Origin of the sequence: Paraburkholderia phymatum STM815, from assembly GCF_000020045.1 — a bacterium.
GTDB lineage: Bacteria > Pseudomonadota > Gammaproteobacteria > Burkholderiales > Burkholderiaceae > Paraburkholderia > Paraburkholderia phymatum.
Genome location: NC_010622.1, coordinates 1540236 through 1563968, shown reverse-complemented (window position 1 = coordinate 1563968; position 23733 = coordinate 1540236). Strand labels below are relative to the sequence as shown.

Genomic DNA, 23733 nt, shown 5'->3' with positions numbered 1-23733 from the left:
GAACGAACACCAAGCGGATTTCTTTCGGTCCACGCATCGTCTCTATGGAATCTCTGCGCATCTACAACACGCTCGCGCGTGACAAGCAAAATTTCGTGCCCCTTCATGAAGGCGAAGTGCGCATGTATGTCTGCGGGATGACGGTGTACGACTACTGTCACGTGGGCCATGCGCGGGTGATGGTCGTGTTCGACATCGTGCAGCGCTGGCTGCGCACGCTCGGCTACAAAGTCACCTATGTGCGCAACATCACGGACATCGACGACAAGATCATTCGCCGCGCCGTCGAGAACGGCGAGACGATCAAGTCCCTGACCGATCGCTTCATCGCGGCCCTGCATGAAGATGCCGACGCGCTCGGTATCGAGCGGCCCGATCTCGAGCCGCGCGCGACGGAGTTCGTGCCGCAGATGCTCGGCATGATCGAGAAGCTCGAGGCGAATGGTTACGCGTACCAGGCTGCCGACGGCGACGTGAACTATGCCGTGCGCAAGTTCGAGAACTACGGTGCGCTGTCGGGCAAGTCGCTCGAAGACCTGCGCGCGGGCGAGCGCGTGGCCGCCAACGACGCGAAGCAGGACCCGCTCGACTTCGTGCTGTGGAAGCAGTCGAAGCCCGACGAGCCCGCCGACACCGGCTGGGAGTCGAAATATGGCCGCGGGCGTCCCGGCTGGCATATCGAGTGCTCGGCGATGGGCTGCACGCTGCTCGGCGAACATTTCGACATTCATGGTGGCGGCCAGGATCTGCAGTTTCCGCACCACGAAAACGAAATCGCACAAAGTGAAGGCGCAACGCGCCAAACCTTCGTCAATTACTGGATGCACAACGGCTACGTCCAGATCGACAATGAGAAGATGTCGAAGTCGCTCGGCAACTTCTTCACGATCCGCGAGGTGCTCGCGAAGTACGATGCCGAAGTCGTGCGGTTCTTCATTGCGCGCGCGCATTACCGTTCGCCGCTCAACTACAGCGACGTGCATCTCGACGATGCGCGCGGCGCGCTCGCGCGTCTGTATACGGCGCTGAAGGACACGCCGCCGCAAGCGGGCGAGGTCGACTGGAACGAAGCGTACGCGCAGCGTTTTCGCGCGGCGATGAACGACGATTTCAATACACCTGTCGCCGTGTCCGTGCTGTTCGAGCTGGTGAGCGAAGTGAACCGTACACGCGATGCGGCGCTTGCGCGTCAATTACATGGTCTTGGGCTCGTGCTAGGGTTGCTGGGGCGCGAGCCGCGCGTCTATCTGCAGCAGGCGGGGGCAAGCGTCGGCGAGGGCGCGTTGGATACAGCAGCGATCGAAGCGAAGATCGCCGCGCGCGTCGCCGCGAAGCAGGCAAAGGACTACGCCGAGGCAGACCGGATCCGCAAGGAATTGCTGGACGCCGGTATCGCACTCGAAGACAAACCGGGCGGGTTGACCGAGTGGCGTCGCGTGTGAACGCACCTCGAACTTCCCACTGATCGACTCGCCAGGCAGGAGGCAGGATGGCAACGGCCACGAAGACGCCGGCTAAACGGGCCGCGTCTCAATCTGACGCGGCATCTAAAGTAAGGGCTGTGCGTGCGCGAAGCGGCGTCAGCGCGAAGGGCGCTGCGAAGGTGGCAGTGAAATCGGCGTCTGCGAAGGGTGCCAAGGCGGGTGCGCTGGCGAGGCCCGCGTCGGTGCGTTCTAAGGGCAACGGCGCCGAGGCGCCCGAGGCGGCGGTGAAGCCGTCGCGCGCCCGGACTGCGCACTTGAAAGGCAACGGCTCGCTGCCTGCCGAACTGGCGGGGGACCTGCGGGAGCTCGCACACGACGCGCAGGAAGCGGAGCCGGTGCGCAAGCCGCGCGCGGCGGTGGCGCCTGCCGAAAGCGCGGACGCGGTGCAGGCCGCGCAGCCGTCTGGCGTCACGCGTCCCGCGTATTGGGATAAGGCGTGCGCCGATCTCGTCAAACGCGACCGCATTCTCAAGAAGCTGATTCCGAAATTCGGCCCGGTGCATCTATCGAGCCGCGCCGATCCGTTCGTCACGCTCGCGCGTTCGGTGATTGGTCAACAGATTTCCGTGGCCTCTGCCCAGGCGATGTGGCAGCGTATCGTCGCGGCATGTCCGAAGCTCGCGCCGCAGCAGATCATCAAGCTCGGTCAGGATGATCTGATGGGCTGCGGCGTGTCGAAGCGCAAGGCCGAGTACATTCTCGATCTCGCGCATCACTTCGTCTCGGGCGCTTTACACGTCGGCAAATGGACGTCGATGGAAGACGAGGACGTGATCGCCGAGTTGACGCAGATCCGCGGCATCAGCCGCTGGACAGCGGAGATGTTCCTGATATTCGACCTGTCGCGTCCGGACGTTCTGCCGCTCGACGATCCGAACCTGATCCACGCAATCAGTCAGAACTATTTCAGCGGGGAACCGGTGACACGCAGCGAGGCGCGGGAAGTCGCTGCGAACTGGGAGCCGTGGCGCACCGTCGCGACCTGGTATATGTGGCGCAGCCTAGACCCAGCGCCTGCCGGCAACTGAAGCAACAAGCGAAGCAAGAAGGGAAGCAACAAGCGAACGAATGAGCGGCACCCCTCGACGTCTATTGATTTGTTAAAATCGATAGATTCGAGACGGTTTCGTCATGGGCGCGCGCGGTTAGAATACGCGCTGCCGGTAAGTCGAAGGATTAAAAACCAATGAAGACCACCTTTCTGGATTTCGAGCAGCCGATCGCGGAACTCGAAGCGAAAATCGAAGAATTGCGCTTCGTGCAGGACGATTCGGCCGTCGATATTTCGGAAGAGATCGAGCGGCTGTCCAAGAAGAGCCAGCAACTCACGAAGGATCTGTATACGAACTTGACGCCGTGGCAGGTTTCGCAAATCGCGCGTCATCCGCAGCGCCCGTACACGCAGGACTACATCAACGAACTGTTCACCGACTTCCACGAACTGCATGGCGACCGCTCGTTTGCGGACGACCTGTCGATCGTCGGCGGGCTCGCGCGCTTCAACGGCCAGCCGTGCATGGTGATCGGCCACCAGAAGGGCCGCGACACGAAGGAACGCGCGCTGCGCAACTTCGGCATGCCGCGTCCCGAGGGCTACCGCAAGGCGGAGCGTCTAATGCGTCTCGCCGAGAAATTCGGCTTGCCGCTCTTCACGTTCATCGACACGCCGGGCGCGTATCCCGGCATCGGCGCGGAAGAGCGCGGCCAGTCGGAAGCGATCGGCCGCAATCTCTATGTGATGGCCGAGCTGAAGACGCCCATCATCTCCACGGTCATTGGCGAAGGCGGGTCGGGCGGCGCACTGGCTGTCGCCGTCGCGGACAGCGTGCTGATGCTGCAGTTCTCGACTTACTCGGTGATTTCGCCCGAAGGCTGCGCGTCGATTCTGTGGAAGAGCGCCGCGAAGGCGCCCGAAGCGGCGGAAGCGCTGGGCCTGACGGCGCATCGTCTGAAGGCGCTGGGTCTGATCGACAAGATCGTCAGCGAACCGCTCGGCGGCGCGCATCGCGATCCGAAGGGCATGGCGGCGATGCTGCGCCGCGCGCTGGCCGATTCGCTGCGCCAGTTCCACGGCATGAGCACGAACGATCTGCGTCAACGCCGCTTCGACCGTCTGATGGCCTACGGCAAGTTCAAGGAAACCACGCCCGGCGCGTAAGCGCGCTAGCGTTCTCATCCGCAGGCGCCTGGGCGCCGTCACCTCGTGACTCTCTCCGCTGACACATCCGCCGACCGCCTCGTTCTCGATGCGGTCGGCGTTGCTTTTGGCGCCTTGCCCGGTGCTGCGCGTGTCGCGATCGCGTTCAGCGGCGGCGTCGATTCGAGCGTGCTGCTGGACGCAGCGGTGCGGGTCGGCGGCGCGGCGCGTTGTCTCGCGTTGCATGTCCATCACGGTCTCAGTCCGAACGCCGACGCATGGCTCGCGCATGGCGAGGCGTTTGCGCGCGAGCGGCGGGTCGAGTTTGCTTCAGCGCGGGTGGACGTCTCGCGCGCGAGCGGCGCGAGCATCGAAGCGGCAGCACGCGATGCGCGTTATCGCGCGCTCGATGCGCTGTGCGCGCAACATCGCGTGCATACGCTTTGGCTCGCGCAGCATGCGGACGACCAGGCGGAAACCGTATTGCTTCAGCTGCTGCGCGGCGCGGGGCTCGCCGGACTCGCGGCGATGGCGCCCGAGTATGTGCCGCCCGGCGCCGCAATCACGCGCGTGCGCCCGCTGCTGCGTCTGCTGCGCGGCCAACTGGAGCGGTACGCGCGCGCACGGGATCTGGGCTGGATCGACGATGAATCGAATGCCGACACGCGCTACGCGCGCAATGCATTACGTCACGACGTGCTGCCGGCTCTCGCGGTGCATTTTCCCGGTTTCCGCGACGCGCTTGCGCGCACGGCGGCGCATGCGGCGTCGGCGCAGCGTTTGCTCGACGAGTTGGCGCGCATCGATCTACACACGGCGCGTGGCGAAGAAGAGGGCGCGCTCTCGCGCGACGCGCTGCTCGCCCTCGACGACGAGCGCGCGGCCAATCTGCTGCGTTACTGGATGCGCACGCTCAAATTGCCGGCTGCGTCGACTGCGCGTCTGATGGATGCGCTGCGGCAGTTGCGCGAAATCGGCGGCGCACACACGTTGCGTGTCGACCATGCAGGCCAGGCGTTGCGCAGCTATCGCGGACAGATCTATTGGGAAACGGGCGACAGCGCTGATCCCGCCGACGAAACGGCGCTCTTCGAACGCACCGAAAGCGTGCTCGCATGGCGGGGCGAAAGCGTGTGGCGCCTGCCGCAGTGGCGCGGCACGTTCGTATTCAGCGACGCGGCGGCCGACGCATCCGACGCGATTCCCGTCGACGTCCTCACGCGCGCGCCGCTTGTCGCGCGATCGCGCAGCGGCGGCGAACGCATGCGCTGCGCCTCGAACGGGCCGGGTCGAACGTTGAAGAATCTCTTTCAGGAGCGCGGCGTACCGTCATGGAAGCGCGACGTGCCGCTGCTGTTCGCCGGCGACGCGTTGCTGTTCGTGCCGCTGATCGGCGTCAACCAGGCGGCGATCGCCGAACCTTCGCAACGGCGCAGCGCTCGCTACATCAGGATCGAATGGCGCGAGGATCTCACGCTCGCGTGATTCGCCATCCATGCCGGGCCGACGGGACGGCTAGTGTCATCAGCGCGCAACATTGGCCGCAAATCCTTGTCCGACAAGCATTTGCAACGGCTTTTGCCCGGATTTCGGCTTGTCTTTTTATTGCTGATCGGGTAGTGTAACTTGTTTGCCCGACCCGCTTTTTTGTCGTCGCTTTTGACGCGTTCCCGGCCGTTTTTATGCGAATGCCCGGGCGCGCTCCAAGCCGCTAACCCTGATAGCCATCCGTTAGCGTCGTCAGCGGCCTGTTTATCCGCAGGTTTCGGCAGGGCCGGAAAAGCAAACCCGGCAAACCCGGCAAATCCGCGCGTGCTGCACGCGCGCTGCATCTGCGCCGCCACACTGCGCCGTCGTTCCCGAACGTTGTGCCCTGTGCTCTCTTTGTGCGGCCGTCTCCAGCGCGCCCGGCGCGCGCCGGTTGGCGTATCAGTTTCTCCTTCAGTTCAGAACGACAATGGCACTCATCGTACACAAATACGGCGGCACATCGATGGGCTCGGTCGAGCGCATCAAGAACGTCGCGAAGCGCGTCGCGAAATGGCACAAGGCAGGCCACAAGATGGTCGTCGTGCCTTCGGCGATGTCCGGCGAAACGAACCGCCTGCTGGGTCTCGCGAAAGAGATTTCGCCCCAGCCGAGCCCGCGCGAACTCGACATGATCGCGTCGACAGGCGAACAGGTCAGCGTCGGCCTGCTGTCCATCGCACTGCACGACGCAGGCGTCGATGCCGTCAGCTACACCGGCTGGCAAGTGCCCGTCAAAACAGATAGCGCATTCACGAAAGCGCGCATCAGCGACATCGACGGCGAGCGCGTGCTGCGCGATCTCGACGAAGGCAAGGTCGTCGTGATCACGGGCTTCCAGGGAATCGACCCGGAAGGCCACATCACCACGCTCGGGCGCGGCGGCTCGGATACGTCGGCCGTGGCAGTGGCCGCGGCGCTGAAGGCGGACGAGTGCCTGATCTACACGGACGTCGACGGCGTTTACACGACGGACCCGCGCGTGGTCGAAGAAGCGCGTCGTCTGGATCGCGTGACGTTCGAGGAAATGCTGGAAATGGCCAGCCTGGGTTCGAAGGTGCTGCAGATCCGCTCGGTGGAATTCGCCGGCAAATATCAGGTGAAGACGCGTGTGCTGTCCAGCCTGACCGATCCGCTGATGTCGCTCGATGAAGAAATGAAGTCGGGCACCCTGATTACTTTTGAAGAAGACGAAACCATGGAAAAAGCAGTCATCTCGGGAATCGCGTTTCAGCGTGACGAAGCCCGTATCGCCGTGATGGGTGTGCCCGACAAGCCGGGCATCGCATATCAGATTCTCGGCCCGGTCGCCGACGCCAATATCGATGTCGACATGATCATCCAGAACCAGAGCGTTGAAGGCAAGACGGCGTTCACGTTCACGGTCGGTCGCGGCGACTATCAGCGCGCCATGGACATTCTCACGAACCAGGTGAAGAGTCATGTGAGCGCCGAGCAGGTGCTGGGCGATCCGAAGGTGTCGAAGGTGTCGGTGGTCGGCGTCGGCATGCGCTCGCACGTCGGCATCGCGAGCAAGATGTTCCGCACGCTGTCGGAAGAGGGCATCAATATCCAGATGATCTCCACCTCGGAAATCAAGATCTCGGTGCTGATCGACGAGAAGTACATGGAGCTCGCCGTGCGCGCGCTGCATAAGGCGTTCGAACTCGATCAGGCTTGATGGCCACGAATACCTGTTCGCTGCGGCGACAGGCATTTGTTTTCAAGTTTGTGTCTTACGGCGCGGTTCGGCGGACAGATCAGAGAATGACATTGAATTGACACTTCAGGCACAAAAAGTGTGAAGTAAAAATTGACCTTGGCCTTCGAACCCGCTATTATCTTGGCTTCGTTGCGCTGCCTCCCTGGCGCAACCGAAAGTTTGGGAGACGTGGCCGAGAGGTCGAAGGCACTCCCCTGCTAAGGGAGCATCTGGGCCAAAACCTGGATCGAGGGTTCGAATCCCTCCGTCTCCGCCAGAAATGGCGGTGGAACCCCGTAGAGCTGCGGCTCTGCGGGGTTTTGTTTTTGCGCGTGCGCATCTGAATTTGCATGCGAGTCTTCGCGTGTCTTTTTACCCCCGTCATTTGACCGCTTTGCATGGCGGTACTCAGTTTTTCATTCGCGTATCCGAAAATGCCGGTAATGGAAAAATTGTGTTCGCATAGAAGGGGCAGTCGAATTGTTGGCATCGGTGTTTGCCTGGCATCACCAATCGAACAGGCGCGATGTGCGCGCGCAACCCCCACACGACGGGATATCACGAAACGCTGTCGCCTGTAACCGGACATTACGACACGCGTGGCGATGCGAACTTGTGCATCAGTTATTACAAAGTTGAAATACGCGTTAAGCGACGCTTTGTTATATTCGAAACACGCAGTCGATAAACACAACTTCCGCAAGAAAAGGTGAAACCATGAAGTCCATGCGTCTTATCTCGTTGATCGCCGGCGTGCTTGCGATCGGCGCTTCGAGCGCGGCAATGGCCGGGGGACTGAACGTCGGCGTCAACATCGGTATTCCCGCTCCTGTCTATGTCGCGCCGGCGCCCGTGTATGCGCCGCCCCCGCCGCCGCCCGTCGTGTACCAGCCGGCTCCCGTCGTGGTCGCGCCCGCCGTCGTGGTTGGCTGGCACGGCGACCGCTATTGGGATGGCCGCCGTTACTGGGGGCGCGACGACTGGTATCGCCACCACGGCGGCTATGATCACGGTCATGGTCACTGGGACAACGGCCGCCACAACGGCTGGCATTGATCGCAGCGCATGCGCAAAGCAAAAAACCGCCCGGGGCGGTTTTTGTTGCGCGCACAACGACACGGGCGGCTTACGCGAATGGGTAACCGCGATTACTCGCTGACGGCTGCCATCCCGCCAACCACATTGCTGAAGCCGCTGTCGACGTGCATGATCTCGGCCGTCACGCCAGCAGCCAGATCCGACATCAGGAACGCCGCGGCGTTGCCGACCTGTTCAATCGTCACGTTCCGCTTGAGCGGAGCATTGTCTTCGACGAAATCGAGAATCTTGCCGAAGCCCTTGATGCCGCTTGCCGCGAGCGTCTTGATGGGGCCGGCGGAAATGCCGTTCACGCGAATACCCTTGTTGCCCAGCGACACAGCCAGATAGCGCACGCTCGCTTCGAGCGAAGCCTTCGCGAGACCCATCGTGTTGTAGTTGGGGATTGCTTTCTCTGCGCCGAGATACGACAGCGTGAGTAGTGCCGCGTCGTTCGACAGCATCGGCAGCGCGGCTTTCGCGAGGGCAGGGAAGCTATACGCAGAGATATCGTGTGCGATGCGGAAATTTTCACGCGTCATGCCGTCGAGGAAGTCGCCTGCGATCGCTTCGCGCGGCGCGAAGCCGATCGAATGGACGAGACCGTCAAGACTGTCCCAATGCTGTTTCAGCGAAGTGAAGAGCGCTTCGATTTGCGCATCGTCGGCAACGTCGCACGGGAACACCAGGTTGCTGCCAAATTCGTTCGCGAATTCGGTGATGCGGTCCCTGAAGCGGTCGCCGACATACGTGAACGCCAGTTCTGCGCCTTCGCGCTTGCAGGCCTGCGCAATACCGTAAGCGATCGAACGGTTCGACAGGAGGCCAGTCAGCAAGATTCTTTTACCAGCGAGGAAGCCCATGAATTCTCCTAATGAAGTCAGCGCGCCGCGCGGACACAGTGCGGGAGCGCGCGGGATTTTGGGTAGAATTCTCTCACATTGCAACCGCCCACCGACCACCACCGACCAATAAGGCACCTATGACGACAGGCACGCGACGGATTAACGCGCCACGCCCGGGATGGCGCACTCTGATTCGTCCGTGGTCGCGTATGCGTGGCACGGCGGTATCGCGCGCCGCGTTTGCCATGTGTCTGGGTTCGTTCATTGCGTTGTCGCCCGCCACCGCGCAGCGTGCGCACGCCGCCTACGCGATCGCGCAGTATGGTGAGCCGAAATATCCGCGCGACTTCAAGCACTTCGATTACGTCAACCCCGACGCGCCGCGCGGCGGTACGCTGGTGCTCGCGAATCCCGACCGCTCGACGAGCTTCGACAAGTTCAATCCGTTCACGCTGCGCGGCAGTGCGGCGCCCGGCATCGGGCTGCTGTTCGAAAGCCTGGCGACGGGCAGCGCCGACGAAGTCGCGTCCGCCTACGGCCTGCTCGCCGACGACATCGACGTCGCGTCCGACGGCATGTCGACTACCTTCCATATCAACCCGCACGCGCGCTTTTCGAACGGCGACTCCGTCACGGCCGAAGACGTGAAGTTTTCGTTCGACACCCTGAAGAGCCCGAAGGCCGCGCCGCAATTCGCTGCGTATTTCGCGGATATCACGCGCTGCGTGATCGTCGATCCTGCCACCGTGCGCTTCGAATTCAAGCAGCGTGACCGCGAGTTGCCGTTGCTCGCGGGCGGCATGCCCGTGTTTTCGCGCAAGTGGGGGGTGAAGGCGGATGGCAGCCGGATTGCGTTCGACCAGCTCGCGTTCGAAAAGCCGATCGGCAGCGGGCCGTATCGGATCGAGAGCTACGATAACGGGCGTACGATCACCTACAAACGCGACCCGAACTACTGGGGCGACAAACTGCCCGTGCGCGTCGGCACCTACAATTTCGAGCGCATCAACTACAAGCTGTATTCGGATGCGACGGCACGCCTCGAAGCGTTCAAGGCCGGCGAGTACGATGCGCTCGTCGAGAACGTCGCGCGTAACTGGGTGCGGCGCGACGTTGGCAAGAAGTTCGACAGCGGCGAGCTGATCAAGCGCGAGTTTGCGCATCACAATGGCACGGGGATGCAGGGCTTTATCCTCAATCAGCGACGGCCGCTGTTCGGCGACGTGCGCGTGCGCAAGGCGCTCGATCTCGCGCTCGATTTCCAGTGGCTCGACCGGCAGCTGTTCTACAACCAGTACAAGCGCATCGACAGCTACTTCGTAAATACCGATCTGCAGGCAAAGGGCTTGCCGTCGCCGGGGGAACTGACGCTACTCGAACCGTGGCGCGCGAAGCTGGAGCCTTCCGTGTTCGGCGTGCCGCCGAAGCAGCCCGACACCGATCCGCCTGGTTCGCTGCGGGCCAATCTGCTCGAAGCGCGCGCGCTACTCGCGCAGGCCGGCTGGAACTATCGTGACGGCGCGCTGCGCAACGCGAAGGGCGAGCCGTTCGTGTTCGAGATACTCGACGATTCCGGGTCATCGGCCGTGTTTGAGCCCGTGATCGCGCCGTATATCCGCAATCTGCAGAAGCTCGGCATCGAAGCGCGCTTTCGCGTGATGGACTTCGCGGTGTATCAGAAGCGTCTCGACGCGTTCGATTTTGACGTCACGACGATCCGTTTCCCCGACGTGCAGGTGCCGGGCGCCGACATGATCGACCGCTTCGGCAGCAAGGCCGCGGATGAACCGGGCTCCGGCAATCTGATCGGCCTGAAGTCGCCCGCCGTCGATTCGATCCTGCGTGCGCTGGTCGGCGCGCAGACCCGGGAGCAACTCGTCGATTCCGTTCACGCGCTCGATCGCGTGCTGGTCAACGGCTATTACATGATTCCGCATTGGTACAGCGCGACGCACCGCGTGGCGTTCAAGCGCGGCCTCGCCTGGCCGGCGACCTTGCCGCTGTACTATACGGCGGAAGGCTGGATCACTTCGATGTGGTGGTTCGCGGCGCCGCAATGAGCGCGTTCCGTATCCCCATCATGCACTTTTGAACAACGCACGTTGCTTTTACCAGCGACGCACTCCGGACCGCCGCCATGTGGAGCTATATCCTCAAACGTCTGCTGCTGATGATTCCGACGTTGATCGGTGTGCTCACGCTGACGTTCGCCGTCATCCAGTTCGTGCCGGGCGGGCCCGTCGAGCAGATGGCGCACGAATTGCGGCGCAATGCGGCCGAGGGCGGCATGCCGTTCGGGCTGCGTGCGCATAGCGGCGTCGATGCACAGCAGATGGCCCAACTCAAGGCGCTATACGGTTTCGACAAGCCGCCGCTCGAGCGTTACTGGCTGATGCTCAAGCAGTTCGCCCGCTTCGATCTCGGGCAAAGCTATTTCCGCCATCAAAGCGTGTGGTCGCTGATCGTCTCGAAGCTGCCCGTGTCGATCAGCATCGGGTTGTGGACGTTCTTCCTCACCTATCTGATATCGGTGCCGCTCGGCATTGCGAAGGCGGTACGCAACGGCTCGCGCTTTGACGTCGCGACGAGTCTCATCGTGCTGGTCGGCTACGCGATTCCGGGCTTCGTGCTCGGCGTGCTGCTGCTCGTGCTGTTCGGCGGCGGCACGTTCCTGCAACTGTTCCCGCTGCGAAATCTCGTGTCCGATAACTGGAGCCAGTTGAGTCCGATCGGCAAGGTGCTCGACTATCTGTGGCACATCACGCTTCCGATCGTCGCGTCGGTGGTCGGCAGTTTCGCCGTCGTCACGATGCTCACGAAGAACGCGTTTCTCGATGAAATCCGCAGGCAATACGTGCTGACCGCGCGGGCGAAGGGGCTCTCCGAGCGGCGCGTGCTGTGGAAGCACGTGTTTCGCAATGCGCTGCTGCCGTTGATCGTCGGCTTTCCGGCCGCGTTTATCGGCGCGTTCTTCACGGGCAGCCTGCTGATCGAAACGCTGTTTTCACTCGACGGCCTGGGCCTGCTGTCCTATGAGTCGGTGGTGCGGCGCGACTATCCCGTCGTGCTCGGCACGCTCTATCTCTTCACGCTGATCGGACTCGCGACGAAGCTCATCTCCGATCTCTGCTATGTGTGGGTCGATCCACGCATTCAATTCGAACAACTGGAGCGCTGATTTGAGCCGCGTCCGTACAGATGCCGAAGTGTCGCGCGCGCAGCCGGTGCGCGCGTTCGTGTCGCCGTCGCCCGCACGCCGCGTGTGGCTGCGCTTCAGGCAGCAACGCCTCGGCTACTGGAGTCTGATCGTCTTCGTCGTCGCGTTTGCGGCGAGCCTCGCCGCGCCGCTGTGGTCGAACGACAAGCCGCTCGTCGTGCGCTATGACGGCCACTACTATTTCCCGCTCGCGAAAGACTACGCGGAGACGACCTTCGGCGGAGACTTCCCGACGCCCGCCGACTATCTCGATCCGTACATCAAACAGCGCCTGACAGCACCGGGCAACTTCGCGATCTATCCGTTGAACCGCTACTACTACGACACGCTCAATTATTTTTCGAAGGTGCCGAATCCCGCGCCGCCCTCGCGCGACAACTGGCTCGGCACCGACGACCGCGGACGCGATCTGTTTGCGCGTCTCGTCTACGGCTTTTGCGTGTCGGTGGAATTCGCGCTGGTGCTGACCTTCATCGGCACGATACTTGGCGTGCTGGCGGGTGCCGTGCAAGGCTATTTCGGCGGAAAGACGGACATCATCGGGCAGCGTCTGATCGAAATCTGGAGCGCGATGCCGGAGCTGTATCTGCTGATCATCTTCGCGTCGATCTTCGAGCCGGGCTTCATCCTGCTGATCGTGCTGCTGTCGCTGTTCGGCTGGATCGGTCTGTCCGACTACGTCCGCGCCGAGTTCCTGCGCAACCGGCAGCAGGACTACGTGCGCGCGGCGCGCGCGATGGGCCTGTCGAACTGGCAGATCGTCTGGCGGCACGTGCTGCCCAACAGCCTCACGCCCGTCATTACGTTTCTTCCGTTCCGCATGAGCGGCGCGATTCTCGCGCTGACGAGTCTCGACTTTCTCGGGCTCGGTGTGCCGGCGCCGACGCCGAGCCTCGGCGAACTGCTCGCGCAGGGCAAAGCGAATCTCGACGCGTGGTGGATCTCCGTCGCCACATTCGGCGTGCTCGTCGTCACGCTGTTGCTGTTGACGTTCATGGGCGACGCGCTGCGTAACGCGCTCGACACGCGCATCTCCGACGCGATGAAAGCGGGAGGCAACCAGTGAGCGCGAACGTGAAGCATAACGACGCGCCGCTGCTCGAACTCGATCATCTGCGCGTGACGTTCGGCGACACGGTTGCCGTCGACGATGTATCGCTGTCGATTGCGCGCGGCGAACGTGTGGCGCTGGTCGGCGAGTCCGGATCGGGCAAGAGCGTGACGGCGCTGTCCATCCTGCGCCTGCTGAGCGACGCGCAGACGAGCGGCTCGGTGCGCTTCGACGGCGAAGACCTGCTGATGAAAAGCGAGCGCGAGATGCGCGGTCTGCGCGGCTCCGATATCGCGATGATCTTTCAGGAGCCGATGACGGCGCTCAACCCGCTGTACACGGTCGGCGAGCAGATTGCCGAAACCATCGTGCTGCACGACGGCGTGGGCGCAGCCGAGGCGCGCAAGCGCGCCGTCGCGCTGCTCGAGCGCACGGGTATTACGGAGCCGGGCAAGCGCGTCAACAGTTATCCGCATCAGTTGTCGGGCGGGCAGCGCCAGCGCGCGATGATCGCGATGGCGCTTGCTTGCCGTCCGCGTCTGCTGCTCGCCGACGAACCGACCACGGCGCTCGATGTGACGATTCGCGCGCAGATTGTCGAACTGTTGCTCGAATTGCAGCGCGACGAGGCCGAGAAGCGCGGCATGGCCGTGCTGCTGATCACACACGACCTGAACCTCGTGAGGCACTTCGCGCAACGTGTCGCGGTGATGGAGAAGGGCGTGCTGGTGGAAAGCGGAACTGTCGATACACTGTTCGAGTCGCCGCAGCATCCGTACACGCAGCGCCTGCTGCAAAGCCGCCCGGAGCGCACGGTAGTGCCCGTGCTGCCGATCGCGCCCGTGCTGCTCGACGCGCGCGACGTGTCCGTCGATTTCAGAACGAAGCTGCCCGGCTTCGCTGGCTGGTTCCGTGCGGGGCATTTTCGCGCCGTGGCGGGCGCGACGGTGTCGGTGAGGCAGGGAGAAACGCTCGGTATCGTCGGCGAATCGGGATCGGGAAAATCGACCCTGGCGATGGCGCTGCTCGGCCTGCAGAAGACTTCTCACGGTGCGATCGAGTTTCAGGGCAGGGCGCTCGGCAGTTATCGGGGGAGAGAGCAGACGGCGTTGCGCTCGAACATGCAGGTCGTCTTTCAGGATCCTTTTAGTTCACTTTCACCGCGGCAGACGATCGAGCGGATCGTGGGCGAGGGCTTGGCGCTGCACCGCCCGCAACTCACGTCCGACGCGCGCCGCGACAAGGTCGTGTCCGTGCTGCGAGAAGTGGGGATCGACCGTACCGCGCTGCACCGCTATCCGCACGAATTTTCGGGCGGGCAGCGGCAGCGCATCGCGATTGCGCGTGCGCTGGTGCTAGAGCCGCGCATCCTGATCCTCGACGAACCGACGAGCGCCCTGGACGTATCGATCCAGCAACAGGTGTTGAAGCTGCTCGCGGGGTTGCAACGGAAATACAACCTGGGTTTCATCTTCATCAGTCACGATCTGGCCGTGATCGGCGCGATGGCGCATCGCGTCGCGGTGATGCAAAACGGACTGATCGTCGAGACAGGCGCAGTCGAACAGATCTTCGGCGAACCAGCCCACCCTTACACGCGAAAGCTGCTGAAAGCTGCCTTTGCGAATTGACATTCACCAATTGAGTGCGGCCGGTCATTGATTTTTTCTATTTGTTTTGACATAGGAATACTTACTGGCTAGTATCGACCAAACTTTTTTTCGTAGCCTGTTGATTTACAGGCAAAAACTACCGCGGATTCCCCGCGATAACCAAGACCAACCACCAGACCAATGCAGCACCGAAATCTCACCCAGGCTTGCACGCGCGTCGTCGCCGGGATGTTCATTGGCGTACTGATGGCCGCAGCTCCCGGCGTTTTCGCCGATGAAGTAAGCAGCTTTAACCAGAATGCCTCATTTTCGACCTCTTCCGGGTCGAATTCAGTGTCCTCCGTCACACAGAATACGCCAAGCGCCACCTCGAATTCCGAGAGTGGCGCGCGTTCGTTTCTGTCCGGCATGGCCGGAAAGGCGGGTGACGTTGTGGTCGGCGCCCTCAACATGATCGGCGTGCGCTACCGTTGGGGCGGCGACACCCCGGACTCCGGCCTTGATTGCAGCGGCTTCGTTCGCTACGTGTTCCAGGACACGCTGGGCATGGCGCTGCCGCGCCGCGCGGAAGAAATGAGCCGTGTCGGCGAGAAGGTTCGGGTTTCCGACCTGAAGCCGGGAGATCTCGTGTTCTTCAATACGATGCGCCGAACGTTCTCGCACGTCGGCATCTACATCGGCGACAACAAGTTCGTGCATTCGCCGTCGACGGGCAGCACGATCCGCGTCGACGACATGGATGACGGCTACTGGGAAAAACGCTTCACGGGCGCACGCCGCATCGAGAGCACGGTGCCGCAGCAGCAGGAACTGCGTCAGCGTGTAAGCGCGACGATCGGTGGCAGCAACTAAGACGATCGTCTAACTGCCCGTTTCAAGCAAAAGGCCCGCTTCGTTCGAAGCGGGCCTTTTACGTACTGCTTTCTGAGTTTGCGCGTCAGACGGCCGCGGTCCGTGCCGCCGTCAGCTTGCGCAACAATTCTGGCGCGGCGCGCGCGGCGGCTTCCTCGCCCGCCAGAATCGCTGCATTGCGCTGTCCGAAATCCGTGCCGCTCATCGCGTTCAAATTCGGACGAATCACGACGTCCGCGTATTTGTCGAGCTCGTACGCCTTGATCGTTTGACCCATGATCGTGAACGTCTGCATCAGCACGTCGAACGAGCTTTCGGTGACGGACGTCTCGGGCCGCGCGGAGATGTCGACGGCGATCACGAAATCGGCGCCCATTTTTCGGGCGAACGACGCGGGCACCGGGCTGACCAGGCCGCCATCGACGTACTCATGTCCGCCGATCTTCACGGGCTCGAACACCGAAGGCACGCTCGACGACGCGCGCACCGCGATTCCCGTGTTGCCGCGCTGGAAGAGAATCGGCTGACCCGTTTTCAGATCGGTTGCGACGACGCCGAGCGGTTTCGCCATTTTTTCGATTGGGCGATTGTCGAGGGTCTTGTTGAGATAGTTCTGCAGCGCCACGCCCTGCAACAAGCCGCGCGTGCGGAATGGCATCGCCCAGTCACTGATCGATGCCTCATCCATCGTCAGCGCGAGCTTGTTGAGCGCGAAGCCGTTCAGCCCCGATGCATACAACGCGCCCACCACCGACCCAGCGCTCGTCCCGCATATCAGATCGACCTGGATGTTGCGCGCTTCCAGCGCCTTGATGACGCCGATATGCGCAAAGCCGCGCGCGGCGCCGCCGCCGAGTGCGAGGCCGACGCGCAGCGGGCGTTGCGGTCTGATCTCGGGCGGCGCTGGCGGAACGGTGGCGGTGTTGGGCGTGACGTTCTCAGGCTTGACGCCCGTCGACGCACAGGCGGACAGGACAGCGGAGGCCGCGGCAATCGAGAACGTGCGGCGGGACAAACGTGGCGATGACGGTTTCAACGAATTCTCCAGCGACGGCGCCGACGTCCATGCAAAGGCGTCGCGCCGCGGGTCTTGCGAGCGTGATCGCCGGCGGGCGATCTTCACGGGCTGCATGAAGTCGAGCGGACGGCGCGCGCACATCATAATGCAAAGCGCACGCACGTCGACAATCGGCCGAAGAAACCGTCTACACGTGGCGCGGCCCGCTTCGAAGCGATGCGCGGCCTCAGTGTGCGGCCGGGTGGAAATGCCGTCGACGGGTATAATCGGCACTCTCTTTTTTATCGCGTTCGCGTCGCCGCCGGCTGCTGTTGCCGTCGCCTGAAGCGAACCGTTTTCGTTGCCGCGCCCGGCATCGCTGTCCGCCGGCGCGGGCCGTCCGTCTTCGAGTTACCGCACATGACCACTCCCGTTCGCACCCGCTTCGCACCGAGCCCCACCGGCTTCATTCACCTCGGCAACATTCGCTCTGCGCTGTATCCGTGGGCGTTTGCGCGCAAATCGAAAGGCGTGTTCGTGCTGCGTATCGAGGACACGGACGTCGAGCGGTCGACCGAGCAGTCCGTCGATGCGATTCTCGAAGGCATGCAATGGCTCGGCCTCGATTACGACGAAGGCCCGTTCTACCAGATGCAGCGCATGGACCGTTATCGCGAAGTGCTCAAGCACATGCAGGAGCAGGGGCTCGTGTACCCGTGCTACATGTCGACGGAAGAACTCGACGCACTGCGCGAGCGCCAGCGCGCCTCTGGCGAGAAGCCGCGTTACGACGGCACGTGGCGTCCCGAGCCGGGCAAGGTGCTGCCGACGCCGCCAGCGGGCGTCCAGCCAGTGTTGCGTTTCCGTAACCCGTTGACGGGCGTCGTCGCGTGGGACGATGCCGTGAAGGGCCGCGTCGAAATCTCGAACGAAGAACTCGACGATCTTGTGATCGCACGTCCGGACGGCACACCGACGTACAACTTCTGCGTGGTCGTCGACGACCTCGACATGAAGATCACGCACGTGATTCGCGGCGACGACCACGTGAACAATACGCCGCGCCAGATCAACATCCTGCGTGCGCTCGGCGGCGAACCGCCCGTCTACGCACACCTGCCGACAGTGCTGAACGAGCAGGGCGAGAAGATGAGCAAGCGTCATGGCGCGATGAGTGTGATGGGCTATCGCGACGCAGGCTATCTGCCCGAGGCCGTGCTGAACTATCTGGCGCGACTGGGCTGGTCGCATGGCGACGCGGAAATCTTCTCGCGCGAGCAGCTGATCGAGTGGTTCGATCTCGAACATCTGGGCAAGTCGCCCGCGCAGTACGACCACAACAAGCTCAACTGGCTGAACAACCACTACATCAAGGAAGCGGACAATGCGCGTCTCGCAGATCTGAGCAAGCCGTTCTTCGCGGCGCTCGGCATCGACGAGCCGACGCTCGCGAAGGGTGCGGATCTCGTTAGCGTGATTGCGCTAATGAAGGATCGCGCGTCGACGGTGAAGGAGGTCGTCGACAACGCAGCCATGTTCTATCGCGAGCCGAATCCGGATGCGGATGCGCTCGCACAACATGTGACGGACGCGGTGCGCCCGGCGCTCGCCGATCTCGCCGCTGCATTGAAGGCGTGCGAGTGGACGAAGGAGGGCATCGCCGCCGCATTGAAGGCAACGCTTGGCGCGCACAAGCTGAAGATGCCGCAGCTCGCGATGCCCGTGCGTGTGCTGGTGGCGGGCACGACGCACACGCCGTCCATCGACAGCGTGCTGATGCTGTTCGGTCGCGACGTGGTGGTAAGCCGCATCGAAAAGGCGGTGGTCTGATTCGCGTTTCACGCGACAGCGAGCAGGCGAAGCGAGGCCGCGGAGGACGATTGCGCGGCCTCGCAAAAAAATTGTAGAAAGCTGCTCAAGAGGTATTTACAAAGCGAAAATTGCTCTCTACAATCTCGCTTCTGTTCTGCAAGGGGGTATAGCTCAGCTGGGAGAGCGCTTGCATGGCATGCAAGAGGTCAGCGGTTCGATCCCGCTTACCTCCACCATCAGAGCAGAGTGAAGTTCTTCCGGTTAGCTGGAAGTTGTAGAAAAAAAGACTTCACAAGCAGTATTAAAGCAGTTAGAATAGCGGTCTTCGCTGCTGAAGCGTGAAGTTAGCGGCAAGATCGAGACGAGTCTGAAAAGATTATGTCCCCTTCGTCTAGAGGCCTAGGACATCACCCTTTCACGGTGAGTACAGGGGTTCGAATCCCCTAGGGGACGCCAAATACTGGCGTTGCTTGAGATTCAGGTAATGCGCTTGCGAGACACAACCGACGCTCGTGAGTCAGGTAGCAAGACTGGAGTGGTAGTTCAGTCGGTTAGAATACCGGCCTGTCACGCCGGGGGTCGCGGGTTCGAGTCCCGTCCACTCCGCCAGATTAAGCCCGTTCGGTGAGCGGGCTTTTTCATTAAAGATGTGAGCAGTAGTGTGTGAAGTACGTTGTCCCCTTCGTCTAGAGGCCTAGGACATCACCCTTTCACGGTGAGTACAGGGGTTCGAATCCCCTAGGGGACGCCAAATACTGGCGTTGCTTGAGATTCAGGTAATGCGCTTGCGAGTTCTAACCGACGCTCGTGAGTCAGGTAGCAAGACTGGAGCGGTAGTTCAGTCGGTTAGAATACCGGCCTGTCACGCCGGGGGTCGCGGGTTCGAGTCCCGTCCGCTCCGCCAGATCGAGAAGCCCGCTGAGATATCAGCGGGCTTTTTGTTTTGCGCTTCCCGATAGATGGTGGTGTTTCCCTGGCGCGAGAAGCTCGCCGTGCGTCGTTGTGGGGCAAACAGCCATTGCCAGCGCGGTCCGCCTGTCTTAACGTTGTGCGGATTGACTCTTACGTCTTTCGTGCGATGCTCGACCCGACCGACGATCCATCTCCCTTCCATTTGCGCAAGGCCAGCATGGACGACTTCCAGTTCGCCGAGGCGCTGACGCGCAACAACATGGGCGGGTACTACCGCCGGCATCACCTCGTGTGGCGCAGCGACCTGTTCCTCGCAAGCTGGCGCGAGTCGGAGAACTTCATTCTCGAAGTGGACGGCGAACGGATCGGCGTGCTGCGCATTACCGAAGAGGGCGACTCCCTGCATATCCGCGATGTGCAGATTGCCGAAGGCCATCGGCGACGAGGAGCAGGTACCTATCTGCTGGATACCTCGCATCGTTGGGCTCGGGCGCGTGGTCTCTCCGAACTGCAGTTGCGCGTGTTCGTCGACAATCCTGCCGCGCGTCTCTATCAGCGGATGGGTTACCGTCTTGCGGGCCCTCGGCTCGCGCAGCTCGGCTCGATCCGGCATATGGCGCGGCGCGTCTGAGAGCGTTGCAGGCGCATCGATTGCACTTTGTTTCCCCCTCGCACAGGCGTGGGGCGTTCGCGTGCCGCATCAACGGGATTCGTCCTCCTCTTCTTCCCGTTCACGGTCATTGCGCCCGCGTTCCGCGCCGCGCACCATGAATGCCCGTGGACTTTCCCCGAATGCGCGCCGGAACATCGCTGAAAAGGCACTCTGGCTCTGGTAGCCCAATTCCCGCGCGACGTGCGATAACGGCCGTCCCTGACTAAGCAGCGGAATGGCCCGCGCCAGCACGGCCTGCTGACGCCACTGGGAAAAACTCACCCCCAGTTCCTGCCGAAAGAGCCGCGCGATCGTTCGGGTACTTGCGCCGACTGTCGAAGCGCATCGTTCCAGTGATTCGGTATGGGCGGGATCGGCAATGACGGCTTCGCACAATGCACGCAGACGTTTCTCGGTCGGCATCGGCACGGACAGAGGCAGTGGTTGCGACCGTGTGATTTCGTCGAGCGCCAGGGAGCCGAGCAGGCGCTCTCGATCGGGCGCGAGGCCGGCTGTGTCGAGCGCGGCGATCACTTCGCGCAGCAGCCCCGACACCTCGACGACGCGACATGCGTCCAGCCCCGCTGGCACGACCGTCTCGTTGACGTAGAGCGTGCGCAGGAACGCCTCCTCGACAATGGCCACCTCATGCAACACATACGGTGGAATCCAGATCGCGCGCGACGGCGGCACCATCCATGTCGTGCCGAAGGTGCCGACCCGCAGCACGCCGCGCGACGCATAGGCGACTTGCGCCCACGCGTGCGTATGCCGCGCAATGCGCACGCCGGCGGGCATGGGCCGCGAGCGTACGCGGATAGGATGCGTCGGCGTGGGCGCGAACTCCGGTGGAATGTCGGCGAAATCGACGCGGGTCGACATTTCGGCGGGCGCTTTCGATGCGTGCGGCGTTGAGCGGGCGACTTCGGTCATGGCGTGACGGATAGGGCGGCGGGGAACCGCCGCAAGATGGTTCTCATTGTAGGGGCGCGCGTATTGTCCGCCCATTGGCCGAACGGACGATGCGACATCGAAGAAATGGCGCGGCATAATGCACCGGATTCGTTCGACCGCCTGGAGAATGCTATGAACTTCGCAACGGCAGATCTGTGCGACGCGCATGAAGACCAATTGACTGCGGGTACGCTGCGCGTGCTCGATCCCGTTTTCAGTCGTTTTGGGCGAGCGTCGCGTTTTGGCGGCGAAGCCGTCACGCTCAAGGTCTTCGAAGACAACACGCTGGTACGTGCGACGCTCGAAGAGAAAGGCGTGGCGCGCGTGCTGGTCGTCGACGGCGGCGGCAGTCTGCGCTGCGCGCTCGTTGGCGGCAATCTGGGCAAGCTGGGCGAGAAGAACGGTTGGGCGGGCATCGTCGTATTCGGCTGCGTGCGCGACACGCTGGAACTGAACGAATGCAACCTCGGCATTATCGCGCTCGCAACCCATCCTCAACGCAGCCAGAAACGCGGCGGTGGAGAGCGCGACGTGTCCTTGCGATTGCCGGGCTCGGTCGTGCGGCCGGGGGAGTGGATCTATGCGGACAGCGACGGCGTGCTGGTGTCGAGCGCGCCGCTCGTCTGACGCGTTGTGTGATCAGTGGCCTGATCGGTATAGGGAAGAGGGCAGTGGACTGATGCAAAACGTTTTTGTGTATGGCACCTTGCGTGCCGGCGAGATCAACGACATTGGTGCTGCGGCGGCGCGCAACGATATCTCGGCACCCACACTGATCGGTGCGGCCACCATACGCGGCCGCCTGTTCGACTTCGGCGCGTATCCGGGCCTGGTGCCGGACGACGCAGGCATCCAGGTGCGCGGCGATGTCTATGAAATCGACGATGAACTCGTTGCCGTGCTCGATGAGATCGAGGAGATCTATCCCGGTGTCGAGGGACTGTTCTTGCCACGCGAAGTGACCGTCGAGGTCGACGGTATGCCCGTGATGTGCCGCTACTATCCGGTGCAGCGGGAGGCCGTCAAAGGGCTGCCGGAAATTCGCGGCGGCGATTGGGTCGAGCATCGGCGCTCGAACGCGCGCTGATCGCTGGCAAGGGTCGCCCAAAAAAGATGGCCCAGCAGGCATGACGCCCGCCAGGCCATCCCGGTCGGTCAACCGTTGAAAGCAGCACCTGTGCGTCGCCGTAGGCGGCGCCCGCCAGCAAGCATCACGGCCAGGACACGCACGCGCATCGCGTCGTTCAGAGTTCTTCGTAAAGCGGCAGCGTCAGAAACTCGGTGAAGGTCTCCGACGTCGACATGTCGACGAAGATCTGCGCGGCGCGAACGTACGGCGCGGTGTCGCCCGCGATCGCGGCCTTCACCTTGTCGAGTTCCTGCCCCGTCAGCTCGCGCACCAGTTCGGCCGTTACCTTGCGGCCGTCGTCGAGTTTGCCCTTCGGCGAGCGGATCCATTGCCACACCTGGGAGCGCGAGATTTCCGCCGTCGCGGCATCTTCCATCAGGTTGTGAATCGGCACGCAGCCATTGCCTGCGAGCCACGAACCCAGGTAGTGAATGCCGACGTTGATGTTGTTGCGCAACCCCGCCTCGGTGATGGGCGCTTCCGGGCGGAAGTCGAGCAGATCCTTGCCTGTCACCTGCACATCGTCGCGCTGCTTGCCGATCTGATTCGGCTTGTCGCCCAGTACCTTCACGAATTCTTCCATCGCGATGGGCACGAGACCGGGATGCGCGACCCAGCCGCCGTCGTAACCATCCGTCGCATCGCGTGCCTTGTCGGAGCGCACGCCGGTCATCGCTTTGTCGTTGGCTGCCGCGTCGCTCTTGATCGGGATCAGCGCGCTCATGCCGCCGATCGCTGGCGCGTTGCGTCGGTGGCATGTCTTCAGCAGCTGCAGCGCGTATGCGCGCATGAACGGCACCGTCATCGTGATCTGCGAGCGATCCGCGAGGCAAAAATCTTTGTCGTTCTTGAACTTCTTGATCGCCGAAAAGATGTAGTCCCAACGTCCGGCGTTCAGGCCTGAGCTGTGTTCACGCAGTTCGTACAGGATCTCATCCATTTCGAACGCAGCCAGGATCGTCTCGATCAACACGGTTGCGCGGATGGTGCCGCGCGGCACGCCAACCGCTTCCTGCGCCGCGACGAAGATGTCGTTCCACAGACGCGCTTCCAGATGGCTCTCCATCTTCGGCAGGTAAAAGTAGGGACCCGTGCCGCGCGAGCGTTGCTCTTTCGCGTTGTGATGCAGGAACAGCGCGAAGTCGAAGATGCCGCCCGATACCCGTTGTCCGTCGACGGTGACGTGCTTCTCATCCAGATGCCAGCCGCGCGGACGCACGATCAGCGTCGCAATCCTGTCGTTGAGCCTGTACGACTTGCCGTTCTGCTCCAGCGAGATCGTGCGGCGCACCGCTTCCTTCAGGTTGATGTGTCCGGTGATCTGGTTGTCCCAGCTCGGCGCATTCGAATCCTCGAAGTCGGTCATGTACGAATCTGCGCCCGAGTTCAGCGCGTTGATGATCATCTTCCGCTCGATGGGGCCCGTGATCTCGACGCGGCGGCACTGCAGATCGTGCGGCAGCGGCGCGATGGTCCAGTCGCCTTCGCGGATGGCTCGCGTCCCGGCGAGAAAATCCGGGCGCTCGCCGGCGTCGAGACGCTGCGCGCGTTCGGCGCGCAGTTTCAGCAGTTGCTGGCGACGCGGCTCGAATGTCCGGTGCAGGGCGGCGACGAGCTCGAGTGCCTGGGGCGTCAGAATCGCCTCGAAGCCGGGCTTGATTTCGCCGGTGATGTTCATGCCCTGCGGGAGCGACAACGTGTTCGCCATGATTTCTCCTTGGTCGGTCAGTTTCAACAATGCGGGTGACGCGATTGCGATGTGGTCAGTCGGG

At 62.5% G+C, this 23733-nt stretch carries 19 protein-coding genes and 6 tRNA genes; 21 read left to right on the top strand and 4 right to left on the bottom strand.

The window, feature by feature from the left end; all coding sequences use genetic code 11:
- Positions 1 to 44 precede the first annotated feature (44 nt).
- From cysS to BPHY_RS07050, 7 genes are all read left to right on the top strand, one after another.
- Entirely contained in the window at positions 45 to 1442 is a 1398-nt protein-coding gene (gene cysS / locus BPHY_RS07080; RefSeq protein ID WP_012400786.1) for a cysteine--tRNA ligase, read from the top strand.
- Positions 1443 to 1489: 47 nt separating this feature from the next.
- Entirely contained in the window at positions 1490 to 2512 is a 1023-nt protein-coding gene (locus BPHY_RS07075; protein ID WP_012400785.1) for a DNA-3-methyladenine glycosylase family protein, read from the top strand.
- Positions 2513 to 2670: 158 nt separating this feature from the next.
- Positions 2671 to 3642 (top strand): acetyl-CoA carboxylase carboxyltransferase subunit alpha, encoded by a 972-nt coding sequence (locus BPHY_RS07070; protein WP_012400784.1) that lies wholly within the window; start codon positions 2671 to 2673, stop codon positions 3640 to 3642.
- Positions 3643 to 3687: 45 nt separating this feature from the next.
- Positions 3688 to 5106, top strand: coding sequence for a tRNA lysidine(34) synthetase TilS (gene tilS / locus BPHY_RS07065; protein ID WP_012400783.1), 1419 nt, complete (start codon positions 3688 to 3690; stop codon positions 5104 to 5106).
- Between the two features lie 472 nt (positions 5107 to 5578).
- On the top strand, positions 5579 to 6829 hold the full coding sequence (locus tag BPHY_RS07060) for an aspartate kinase (protein WP_012400782.1): 1251 nt from the start codon (positions 5579 to 5581) through the stop codon (positions 6827 to 6829).
- A gap of 204 nt (positions 6830 to 7033) precedes the next feature.
- Positions 7034 to 7127, top strand: a tRNA-Ser gene (locus BPHY_RS07055).
- Between the two features lie 440 nt (positions 7128 to 7567).
- Entirely contained in the window at positions 7568 to 7906 is a 339-nt protein-coding gene (locus BPHY_RS07050; protein ID WP_012400781.1) for a hypothetical protein, read from the top strand.
- Positions 7907 to 7998: 92 nt separating this feature from the next.
- On the opposite strand, the gene fabI is transcribed toward BPHY_RS07050, so the two are convergent.
- Positions 7999 to 8790 carry an enoyl-ACP reductase FabI gene (fabI, locus tag BPHY_RS07045; protein WP_012400780.1) on the bottom strand — a complete coding sequence of 264 codons (792 nt, stop codon included), beginning with the start codon at positions 8788 to 8790 and terminating at the stop codon, positions 7999 to 8001.
- Positions 8791 to 8909: 119 nt separating this feature from the next.
- Between fabI and BPHY_RS07040 the strand changes: the two genes are divergently transcribed.
- The 5 genes from BPHY_RS07040 (at position 8910) to BPHY_RS07020 (ending at position 15505) form a co-directional block, all read left to right on the top strand.
- Positions 8910 to 10832, top strand: a complete 1923-nt coding sequence (locus BPHY_RS07040) for an extracellular solute-binding protein (RefSeq protein ID WP_012400779.1) — start codon at positions 8910 to 8912, stop codon at positions 10830 to 10832.
- A 77-nt stretch (positions 10833 to 10909) separates the two neighbouring features.
- Positions 10910 to 11950, top strand: a complete 1041-nt coding sequence (locus BPHY_RS07035) for a microcin C ABC transporter permease YejB (RefSeq protein WP_012400778.1) — start codon at positions 10910 to 10912, stop codon at positions 11948 to 11950.
- Positions 11904 to 13055, top strand: a complete 1152-nt coding sequence (locus BPHY_RS07030; RefSeq protein WP_407671186.1) for an ABC transporter permease — start codon at positions 11904 to 11906, stop codon at positions 13053 to 13055. Before BPHY_RS07035 ends, BPHY_RS07030 begins: the two co-directional genes overlap by 47 nt.
- Complete coding sequence (locus BPHY_RS07025; RefSeq protein WP_012400776.1) at positions 13052 to 14671, top strand: ABC transporter ATP-binding protein; 1620 nt, start codon at positions 13052 to 13054, stop codon at positions 14669 to 14671. The genes BPHY_RS07030 and BPHY_RS07025 overlap by 4 nt, the downstream gene beginning before the upstream one ends.
- A gap of 162 nt (positions 14672 to 14833) precedes the next feature.
- Entirely contained in the window at positions 14834 to 15505 is a 672-nt protein-coding gene (locus tag BPHY_RS07020; protein ID WP_012400775.1) for a C40 family peptidase, read from the top strand.
- 85 nt (positions 15506 to 15590) lie between these two features.
- Here BPHY_RS07020 and BPHY_RS07015 read toward each other — a convergent pair whose 3' ends face one another.
- Entirely contained in the window at positions 15591 to 16541 is a 951-nt protein-coding gene (locus BPHY_RS07015) for a patatin-like phospholipase family protein (protein WP_244257595.1), read from the bottom strand.
- A gap of 381 nt (positions 16542 to 16922) precedes the next feature.
- Between BPHY_RS07015 and gltX the strand changes: the two genes are divergently transcribed.
- The 7 genes from gltX to BPHY_RS06980 all read left to right on the top strand — a co-directional run bounded on the left by gltX (position 16923) and on the right by BPHY_RS06980 (position 19857).
- Positions 16923 to 18332: a glutamate--tRNA ligase gene (gene gltX / locus BPHY_RS07010; RefSeq protein WP_012400773.1), complete on the top strand. Its 1410-nt coding sequence runs from the start codon at positions 16923 to 16925 to the stop codon at positions 18330 to 18332.
- A 142-nt stretch (positions 18333 to 18474) separates the two neighbouring features.
- A tRNA-Ala gene (locus tag BPHY_RS07005) sits at positions 18475 to 18550 on the top strand.
- A 144-nt stretch (positions 18551 to 18694) separates the two neighbouring features.
- A tRNA-Glu gene (locus tag BPHY_RS07000) sits at positions 18695 to 18770 on the top strand.
- 76 nt (positions 18771 to 18846) lie between these two features.
- Positions 18847 to 18923, top strand: a tRNA-Asp gene (locus tag BPHY_RS06995).
- A 66-nt stretch (positions 18924 to 18989) separates the two neighbouring features.
- A tRNA-Glu gene (locus BPHY_RS06990) sits at positions 18990 to 19065 on the top strand.
- A gap of 76 nt (positions 19066 to 19141) precedes the next feature.
- Positions 19142 to 19218 (top strand) — tRNA-Asp (locus tag BPHY_RS06985).
- 174 nt (positions 19219 to 19392) lie between these two features.
- Entirely contained in the window at positions 19393 to 19857 is a 465-nt protein-coding gene (locus BPHY_RS06980; protein WP_012400772.1) for a GNAT family N-acetyltransferase, read from the top strand.
- A gap of 69 nt (positions 19858 to 19926) precedes the next feature.
- Here BPHY_RS06980 and BPHY_RS06975 read toward each other — a convergent pair whose 3' ends face one another.
- Positions 19927 to 20760: an AraC family transcriptional regulator gene (locus tag BPHY_RS06975; RefSeq protein WP_041763825.1), complete on the bottom strand. Its 834-nt coding sequence runs from the start codon at positions 20758 to 20760 to the stop codon at positions 19927 to 19929.
- Between the two features lie 204 nt (positions 20761 to 20964).
- On the opposite strand from BPHY_RS06975, the gene rraA reads away from it, so the two are divergent.
- On the top strand, positions 20965 to 21459 hold the full coding sequence (gene rraA, locus BPHY_RS06970) for a ribonuclease E activity regulator RraA (RefSeq protein ID WP_012400770.1): 495 nt from the start codon (positions 20965 to 20967) through the stop codon (positions 21457 to 21459).
- A 52-nt stretch (positions 21460 to 21511) separates the two neighbouring features.
- Positions 21512 to 21919, top strand: coding sequence for a gamma-glutamylcyclotransferase family protein (locus BPHY_RS06965; RefSeq protein ID WP_012400769.1), 408 nt, complete (start codon positions 21512 to 21514; stop codon positions 21917 to 21919).
- Positions 21920 to 22076: 157 nt separating this feature from the next.
- On the opposite strand, the gene aceB is transcribed toward BPHY_RS06965, so the two are convergent.
- The gene (gene aceB, locus BPHY_RS06960; protein WP_012400768.1) at positions 22077 to 23669 is read right to left on the bottom strand and encodes a malate synthase A; all 1593 of its coding nucleotides are present in this window, start codon (positions 23667 to 23669) and stop codon (positions 22077 to 22079) included.
- Between the last annotated feature and the right edge of the window lie 64 nt (positions 23670 to 23733).